7 protein-coding genes are annotated in these 8,611 nt (G+C 71.5%); 2 read left to right on the forward strand and 5 right to left on the reverse strand.

Annotated features, from left to right (window positions below):
- Nucleotides 1-23 precede the first annotated feature (23 nt).
- Nucleotides 24-3,230: a molecular chaperone Hsp90 gene (locus tag GWK61_RS21110; protein WP_194910619.1), complete on the forward strand. Its 3,207-nt coding sequence runs from the start codon at nt 24-26 to the stop codon at nt 3,228-3,230.
- Nucleotides 3,231-3,414: 184 nt separating this feature from the next.
- On the opposite strand, the gene GWK61_RS21115 is transcribed toward GWK61_RS21110, so the two are convergent.
- Nucleotides 3,415-4,764: a L,D-transpeptidase gene (locus tag GWK61_RS21115; protein ID WP_194910621.1), complete on the reverse strand. Its 1,350-nt coding sequence runs from the start codon at nt 4,762-4,764 to the stop codon at nt 3,415-3,417.
- A 513-nt stretch (nt 4,765-5,277) separates the two neighbouring features.
- Here GWK61_RS21115 and GWK61_RS21120 point away from each other — a divergent pair.
- Nucleotides 5,278-6,618, forward strand: a complete 1,341-nt coding sequence (locus GWK61_RS21120; protein ID WP_194910623.1) for a glycoside hydrolase family 16 protein — start codon at nt 5,278-5,280, stop codon at nt 6,616-6,618.
- 109 nt (nt 6,619-6,727) lie between these two features.
- Here GWK61_RS21120 and GWK61_RS21125 read toward each other — a convergent pair whose 3' ends face one another.
- Genes GWK61_RS21125 through GWK61_RS21140 form a run of 4 tightly spaced genes read right to left on the reverse strand, consistent with a single transcriptional unit; the run spans nt 6,728 to nt 8,578 of the window.
- Nucleotides 6,728-7,063: a hypothetical protein gene (locus GWK61_RS21125; protein ID WP_194910624.1), complete on the reverse strand. Its 336-nt coding sequence runs from the start codon at nt 7,061-7,063 to the stop codon at nt 6,728-6,730.
- On the reverse strand, nt 7,060-7,278 hold the full coding sequence (locus tag GWK61_RS21130) for a hypothetical protein (protein WP_194910627.1): 219 nt from the start codon (nt 7,276-7,278) through the stop codon (nt 7,060-7,062). The genes GWK61_RS21125 and GWK61_RS21130 overlap by 4 nt, the downstream gene beginning before the upstream one ends.
- A gap of 31 nt (nt 7,279-7,309) precedes the next feature.
- Nucleotides 7,310-7,762, reverse strand: coding sequence for a nitroreductase family deazaflavin-dependent oxidoreductase (locus GWK61_RS21135; protein ID WP_194910633.1), 453 nt, complete (start codon nt 7,760-7,762; stop codon nt 7,310-7,312).
- Between the two features lie 57 nt (nt 7,763-7,819).
- Complete coding sequence (locus tag GWK61_RS21140) at nt 7,820-8,578, reverse strand: hypothetical protein (RefSeq protein WP_194910629.1); 759 nt, start codon at nt 8,576-8,578, stop codon at nt 7,820-7,822.
- Between the last annotated feature and the right edge of the window lie 33 nt (nt 8,579-8,611).

An 8,611-nucleotide genomic window follows, 5' to 3' on the forward strand; every position in this document is an offset into this window, starting at 1 on the left:
TCGCTGGGACCTAGAATCCGCGCGTGAACGATCCCTTTGAGACAGCAGCGATCCGGGCCCGGGTCCTGGAGGCGTGGGTGGCCTCGCCCGTGCGCTTCCGTGAGGACGCCAACCTGGAGGAGGACCTGGTCCTCGGCGGGTACCGGGACCGCGTGGTCGTGGAGTTGGCGCAGAACGCGGCCGACGCCGCCCTGCGGGCCGGCGTGCCCGGCCGGCTGCGGTTGACGCTGGCCGGGCAGACGCTGACCGCGGCCAATGTCGGGGCGCCGCTGGACGCGGACGGGGTGACCGGGCTTTCCACGCTGCGGGCCTCGGGCAAGGTCGGGGATGCGGGTTCTGCGGCTGCGGGTTCCGCGGCTGACGGTTCGGCGGCCGAGGGCTCGGCGGCAGCAGCGGCTGCTGACGCGACCGCGGCGGCCTCGCCGGTCGGGCGCTTCGGCGTCGGCTTCGCCGCGGTGCTCGCGGTCTGCGACGCGCCCTCGATGCTGTCCCGCGACGGCAGCGTCCGGTTCTCCGCGGCCGACGCGCGCCGGGAAGTGGAGCGTGCCGCCGAGAACAGCGCGGGGCTCCAGGCCGAACTGGCGCGGCGTGGCGGCCGGACTCCGGTGCTGCGGCTGCCGTTCCCGATCGACGAGCAGCCGCCGCAGGGCTTCGACACCGCCGTCGTGCTCCCCCTGCGCGACGACGCGGCCCGCAAGCTCGTCGCCGGCCTGCTGGCGGGGCTGGACGACGCGCTGCTGCTGGCGTTGTCGGCGCTGACGGAGATCGTCGTGGACATCGACGGAGATGTGCGTCGGCTGACCGCGACCCGCGACGCGGACGGCGTGTGCACCATCACCGACGGCTCGAAGGAGTCGCGGTGGCGGACCGTCACGGCGAGCGGGCGGATAACGCCGGAGCTGTTGGCGGACCGGCCGACCGAGGAGCGTGCGCGGCCGAGCTGGGCGTTGACGTGGGCGGTGCCGTGCGACGCCGCCGAGGAGCCGCGCCGGCCGGCGACGCTGCCGGTGTTCCACGGCCCGACGCCGACGGACGAGCCGTTGGGGCTGCCGGCGCTGCTGATCGCGACGCTGCCGTTGGATCCGACGCGGCGGCGGCTGGCGCCGGGGGCGTTGACCGAGTTCTTGTTGGACCGGGCCGCGGACGCCTATGCGGCACTGGTGCGCGACTGGCCGGCGAAGACGCCGGGGCTGCTGCGGCTCGTTCCGGGGCCGATCGCGGACGGCCCGGTCGACGCCGAGCTGCGGCGGCGGATCGTCACGTTGCTGGGGCAGACGGCGATCCTGCCGACGGCTGCTGTTCCGGAAGCGGATCCGGAAACCGGCACCCCGGTGGCCGCGGACGCGGGTCCCGAGCTTCTGGTCCCGCGCAACGCCGTGTTCCTCAGCCCGAACTCCGAAGCTCTCGTCGCAGCGCTCGAAGACGTGATCCCGGGGCTGCTGCCGGCCGGGTTCGAGCGGGACCAGGCGGCGCTGTCGACGCTCGGCGTGCGCGGCATCGGCCTCGGGGACGTGGTCGAGGCCGTCGCCGGGCTCGACCGGCGGCCGGAGTGGTGGGCCGCGCTGTACACGGCGCTGGACGGGGTCTCCGGCGACGATCCGCTGGCCTTCGACGCGTTGTCGGCGCTGCCGGTCCCGCTGGCCGACGGCCGCACGGTGCGCGGGCCGCGGGGCACGCTGCGCCCGGCCACCGGCCTCGACGACGCCACGCTCGCCGCGCTCACTCCGCTCGGGCTGCGGGTCATCCACCCGCACGCGCTCGGCGACGGTGCGCGGCTGCTGGAGCGGCTGGGCGCGCAGCCTGCCGAGCCCCGGGTGATGCTGGCCGAGCCGGCGGTGCAGGAGGCGGTGGAGGCCGCCTACGACCCGGTGCCGCTCGGCGACGACGCGTCGTCCGATCCGGTGGCCGTGGCCGAGGCGGTGCTGGCGCTGGTGCGGGCCGCCGGTCCGCGTCCCGGCGAGCGGTTCGGCCTGGGCCGTCTGCTGCTGCCCGAGACCGACGGCAGCCTGACCCCGGCCGGGGAGCTGCTGGTGCCGGACTCGGCGCTGGCGGGGATCGTCGATCCCGAGCTGTACGGGTTCGTGGACGCCGAGTGGGTCTCGCGCTGGGGCTCGACCGTCCTGCACGCGGCCGGGGTTCCCGACGGGTTCCCGGTGCTGCGGGACACCGATGTGCTGCTCGACCCCGACACGCTCGACGACGAGCTGGCCGAGTTGGAAGGGTTCGAAGACTGGGCCGAGCACGTGGAGTCGGTGTGTCCGCCGGACTCCGCGCCGGTGGTGCTCGCCGAGCTGGCGGCCGTCACCGGGCTGGAGACGGTGCGGCCGGAGGCGTGGCCGCAGGCGCTGGAGCTGCTGGCGCGTACGTCGGCGCTGCGGCAGGCGGTGATCCGGCCGGCGCGGCTGTCCCTGGCGGACGGCGGCAAGCTGACGGTGCCCTCGGCGACCGCGTGGTGGCTGGGCCGCACCCCGGTGCTGGCGGACAGGTGCCCGGCCGATCTGGTCACCGGCGACGACACCGCCCTGGCAGGGCTCTACGACCCTCTGGACCCCGCCGACGCCGGCGCGCTCGCCAACGACCCGGAGTTCCTGACGGCGCTGGGCGTCAAGACCACGGCGCTGGAGCTGCTGGCCGCCGCCGGCGGTCCGGACGAGCTGCTGGACCGCCTCGCCGACCCGGACCGGGCGGTGACCCGGAGCCAGCTCACCGACCTGTACTGCACGCTGGCCGAGGTGCCCGCCGACCGGGTGTCCCCGCCGGACCACCTGCGCGCCACGCTGGACGGCGAGCTGGTGGTGGCCGACGCGGACGACGTGGTGGTCGTGGACGCCCCGGACCTGCTGCCGCTGCTGGCCGGGCGGCCCTACCTGCCGATCCCGCTCCGCCACGCCACGGCCCTGGCCGACCTCCTGGACCTGGACCTGGCCTCGGAGGTGATAGACGCCGGGGTCGACGAGCCCGGCGAGATCCGCGACGTCCCCGACGCGGTCAGGGCCCTGCTTCCCGACGCGCCGAGCACCTACGTCGAGCACGACGACCTGATCCTCGCCGACGGCACGGAGGTCGACTGGCGCGTCGCCGACGGGGTGGTGCACACCTCCACGTTCGACGGCCTGGCGCGCGGACTGGCCTGGGCCGCCGGGCGGTGGGACCAGCGGCACCTGGTGTCGGCGATGCTCGCCGAGCCGGAGCGGACGGCGGATCTGCTGGTGGAGGTGGACTTCGAGTAGGGGATGGCCGCAGCTCACGCCCGCGTGAAAGCGACCGTCACGTTGGCCCGCCGAACCCGAAAGAGTTCACCAACGCCGCGTCCCAACGTCCCTCGCGCGCCGTGCAGGCACAACAAAAAGCCGGCCGTCCGCGCATCCGCGCGAACGGCCGGCTTCGTCGTACTCAGCTAACGCTCGACCCTGTTCACTGCCCGGCGGTCGAGAGCCCGGCCGCGGAACCGGAGAGCCAGGTCTGCCAGCTCTCGTTCCAGTCGGTGTACCCGTTGCCGTTGTGGACCTGGTCCGGCTCCCCGTTGATGGTGACCGGGTCGCCGATGTTGATGAAGTTGTAGAACCACGTCGCGTCCGACGACTTCAGGTGGATGCAGCCGTGCGAGGTGTTGTCGGTGCCGATGTGGCTGTCCCACTCCGCCTGGTGGATGTACGTCCCCGAGTCGGTCAGGTGCACGTCGTTGTAGACCTTGAGGTCGTAGTAGTTGCCGACCCCCGGCGTGCAGCTGAAACCGGGCACCGAGCAGGACTTCATCTCGATCAGCGGTTCCTTGTCGAGCACCACCATGGTGCCGCCCCAGGTGCTGTACCCGGCCATCCCCGTGTCGGTGGGGATCTCCTTGATGTCCTTGCCGTCCTGGTAGACGTGCATGGTGTAGTTCTTCGTGTCCACCACGGCGCGCTGGTCGCGGCCGATGGTGAAGGTGAAGCCCTTCGTGAAGGCGCCGTAGGTGATGTCGCCGGCCTTCACGCCGTTGAGGTTCATCTGCACCGAGACCTTGGTGCCCGACGCCCAGTAGTTCTGCGGGCGCCAGTCGGCCTGGGTGGAGGTGATCCAGCTCCACGCGCCGTCGACGTGCGGCGTGGTGGTGACCGTCATCGCCTTCTCGACGTTGGCGCGGTCCTTGGAGTTCGGCGGGTTGGTGAAGTTCACCGATATCGGCTGGCCGACGCCGACCGTCTCCCCGTTGTCCGGGAAGTAGCTTTGGAGCCCGAGCTTCTTCTGCGGCGACAGGGTCGTGAACTTCGCCGAGATCGTCTTCTCGGCACCGCTGGAGTCCAGCGCCTTGCCGGTCACGGTGTAGCTGCTGGATATGTTCAGCGTCCCGGTGGACGTCCAGGACGAGCCGTCGGCGGCCAGCGTGCCGGCCACCTTGTCGCCCTTGGTGTCCTGGGCCGCCACCGACTCGATCTTCCCACCGGCGGCGCTGATCTGGATGCCCGCGGCAGGGTCGGCGTTCGAGGTGCCGTCGGCCGGCTTGGCGCTGAGCACGAGGGGTGTCGCGGGCGACGAGGACGTCGTCGTCCCCCCTGGCGTGCTGGAGCCGCCGGCCGCGCCGGCCGGCGCGGAACTCCCGTTGGCGACCGGGTTGATCGCCGAGGGCTTGGAGCCCGACGAACTGCCGCAGCCGGCCGCCAGCAGCGTGGCCGCGGCGGCGACCGCGGTCAGCTGGGCGGCGCGGCGCCACGCGGGCCGGACGGTGACGCGGCGGGCGCCGGCGGCGACCCCCGCAGAACCACCCCGGCCGTGCTCACGTGCCACGAGTCCTCCTTGGAATGGACAGGTTTCTGACCACGTATAAAGCGGTTGACTTCTTCCGGGTACGGAACGCACCCAGACCGGTGCTTTCCGTGCGAAACCGCACGCCAAGCCCCCCAGGATTCCATACATCCACCTAGACGTAACAGGGTGCGCTGAGGTTGCTGCGGAAATCGGCCGATCATGGCTTCGTGACAGTTCCGGTACAAAGGACCGAGGTTGGGAACTCTCAAAACAGGTTGAGTATCCCTTAACCGTCCCGTCTCAGGCATCTGACGCCGGCTGCGCGACGGCCGGCTTCCGGCGCAGCCCCGGGCCTCGCGGTAAGGCCCACCCCGGAACAAGTTCAAGATTCTTCGTCCCCTGGTGTGGACAGCGTTCGGTGAGAGCGCTTTCATGAAGCTTGCGCGCGCAATGGTATAGACCTCGCGGATCCCCGGAACCGGCTGTGCCCGACACGGCCGGCCGGAACCGGTCCGCGAGTCCTCGTGGTGCGTCAACCCAGGAGATCCCCACATGTCCGCAACCCCACAGCAATCACCACCCCGCACCGCCCGCAAACGCTTCCGGCGCGTGGCCGCCGTGGCCGCGCCGCTCGCCGTGGCGCTTCTTGCCTGGGCCGCCGCGCCCGACGGCGTGGCCCAGGCCTCGGCGCCCCCACCGCCGTCGGGCTGGAACCAGGTCTTCCTCGACGACTTCAACGGCGGGGCCGGCAGCGGCATCGACGGTCAGTGGATGTACGACACCGGTCCGGGCTCGAACTTCGGCACCGGCGAGATCGAGACGATGACGAACTCGACCAGCAACGTGCACCTGGACGGCGGCGGCAACCTCGACATCACCGCGCTGGGCGGCGGGAGCAACTGGACCTCGGGCCGGGTGCAGACCACCTCGGCCAACGTCGGGGCGCCGGCCGGCGGCAAGCTGATGGTGACCGCCTCGATCCAGCAGCCGACCGGGGGCCTGGGGTACTGGCCCGCGTTCTGGATGCTCGGGCCGGGCCAGTGGCCGGAGAACGGCGAGATCGACATCATGGAGGACGTCAACGCCCTGTCGGAGGTCGCGGGCACCATCCACTGCGGCACCTACCCCGGCGGCGTCTGCAACGAGGGCAACGGCATCGGCAGCGGGCTGCGGGCCTGCGGCGGCTGCCAGAGCGGCTTCCACACCTACTCCATGGTGCTGGACCGCACGAACACCTCGAACGAGTCGATCACCTTCTACCTCGACGGCAACCAGTACTTCTCGGTGAGCGAGGGACAGGTCGGCGCCTCGACCTGGCAGCAGGCCTACGACCACAACCTGTCGATCATCCTCGACCTGGCGATGGGCGGCGGCTTCCCGAACGGGGTCTGCGGCTGCACGACGCCGACCGGCTCGACCGCCTCCGGCGGCACGATGCAGGTCGACTACGTCGCGGCGTACACGACCAACGGCGGCAGCGGCGGCCCGCCGCCGCCCCCGCCGGGCAGCGGCCCGATCTACTCCGGCGTCGGCTCCAACATCTGCCTGGACGACCAGAGCGCGAGCACCGCGAACTACAACCCGGTGCAGATCTACACCTGCAACGGCAGCGCTGCGCAGCAGTGGTCCGTGGTCCAGGCCGGGAGCACGCTGCATGTCCTGGGCAAGTGCCTGGACGTCTATGCGGGCGGGACGACGAACGGGACAAAGGTCGATCTCTACGACTGCAACGGCACCGGATCGCAGGTGTTCGAGCCACAGTCGAACGGGGCGCTCTACAACCCGCAGTCCAACAAGTGTCTGGACGTCCCCGGTGCGACCACGCAATCGGGTACGCAGGTCCAGATCTATGACTGCAACGGCACCAACGCTCAGAAGTGGACTCTTCCGTAGCGATCGGTAGGACTCGCGCGGCCCCGGCACGGATTCCGTGCCGGGGCCGTGTGGTTATCGGGGCAGTGTGGTTATCGGGGCCGAGTGGCTGTCGCGGCAGAGCCTCGCCTCACCGCTTCGGCTGGGCTCCGCGCGCGCCGGAGTCCGCGCCGGACGCGGGCTCCGGCGGCGTCGGGTGGGCGGCGCGGCTGAGGATGGCCGCCGGCTCGTAGGCGAACAGGCCCCACATCGCCGCGACCGTCGGGTGCGCCGGATCGGCTTGGTAGGACAGCCAGCAGGCCCAGCGGCCGCGGTGGGTGAACCAGCACTGGATGTGGCCGGGGAGCCAGCGGCCGTCTACGCGGACCCAGATCGTGCTCTCCCGCGGCTCGACGCGGCGGGCGTCGCGGGGCGGGCGCGGTAGCCGGCGGGCGTCCCGCCAGGGACCCACAGGGACGCCGCTCAACTCGGGTAGACGCGCAGCCGACCGGCGCCGTCGGCCTCCACCCGCAACCGCACGCGCCCCAGCGCGAGCTGGATGCGGGCGGCGGTCTCCGGGCCGGACAGGCCCTCGATGACGACGACGGAGCGGCGGCCGTCGATGTGCACGGCGGCGGGGAAGCCTCCGAGGCGGTCGACCTCGGAGGCCACGGCGCGGGCCAAGGGGATGAGCGGTTCCACGACCGGGATCCTACTCGAACAAACTTTCGCATCAAGAGGCGGGCGGGCGCGGCTCCAGGACGAAGACGGGGATCACGCGGTCGGTTTTCTCCTGGTATTCGGCGTACGCCGGATACGCGGCGACGGCGCGCTCCCACCACTCGGCCTTCTCGTCACCGGTGATTTCGCGGGCCGTCATCTCCAGGCGTGCGGCGCCGTCCTGGAGCTCCACGTGCGGGTCGGAGGTGACGTTGAAGTACCACACCGGGTGCTGCGGGAAGCCGCCCTTCGACGCCACGGCCGCGTAGCGCCCTTCGTGTTCCACGCGCATGAGTGGGATCTTGCGGATCTTGCCGGTTTTGGCGCCGCGGGTGGTGAGGACGACGATGGGCAGGCCCGTGTCCCAGAGCGTCCCTCCCTGCGTACCGTCCGAGCTCTCATACAGCTCGACCTGTTCGCGCACCCACTGGGCCGGACTCGGCTCGTACTCACCCTCAAGAGGCATCGCGGTCATCCCGTCGTCGATTGCGGATTGTGCTCGCGGTCCTCCGAGTCCTTACCCTTAGAAGTCGCGTAGTTCGTCGAACCAGACCAGAGCATCGGCGTCGGGCACCGGCGGGACGGCCAGTCGGGCGAGCTGGAGCACGGCGGTCGCGGCGTCCTCGCGCTCCGGCGTCTCCAGGTCGCCGATCTCGTTGAGGGCGCGGGTGAAACCCTCGATGGCGGCCCTCGCGGCTGAAGGCCGGTCGGTGGCGGCGGCTGCTGCGGCTGCGGTTGCGCCGAGTTGGCGGGCGGCGGTCTTGAACGCGGTCACGGCAGGCTTGGACTGCTTGCGCGACCACGCCGCGAACGGCAGGCCGGACTCGGTCACGAACCACGAGGCGGTGCACAGTTGGCTGACGCTCCAGACCTGCGAGGCCGACATGGCGCCGTCGTCGGTGGTTTCCCACTGGGTTGTCAGACCGCGCTTCTTCAGATCGGAACGAAGCTGTTTGCCGGCCGTCGCGTCGATGTTCCAGGCGAGGAACGAGGTCAGCTCCGGCCAGGTGGTCAGCGGCGGGAGTCCGGTCAAGTCCGGAGTCATGCGGAAGTACAGCTCGGTGAGCGCCAGATCTGCGAGCGCTTCCGGGTACGCGATCGCGCCCCACAGGGTCAGTTTCCGTAGGCGGGGGAACTGTGTCAGGGAGCGAAGATCGAGCGGGACGTCCAGGGGTGCGGTGGCGATCTCCAGCGATTCGACGTCGCCGAGCCCGGGGATCGGCGGCAGGGCGCGGGATCCCGCCGAGCCGTCGGCGGGGGCGGGCAACGGGAAAACGGACACGGGAGGCTCCTGCCGGTTCTACTGCGGTAGATG

This window comes from Catenulispora rubra (genome assembly GCF_015356825.1).
GTDB classification, from domain to species: Bacteria; Actinomycetota; Actinomycetes; order Streptomycetales; family Catenulisporaceae; genus Catenulispora; species Catenulispora rubra.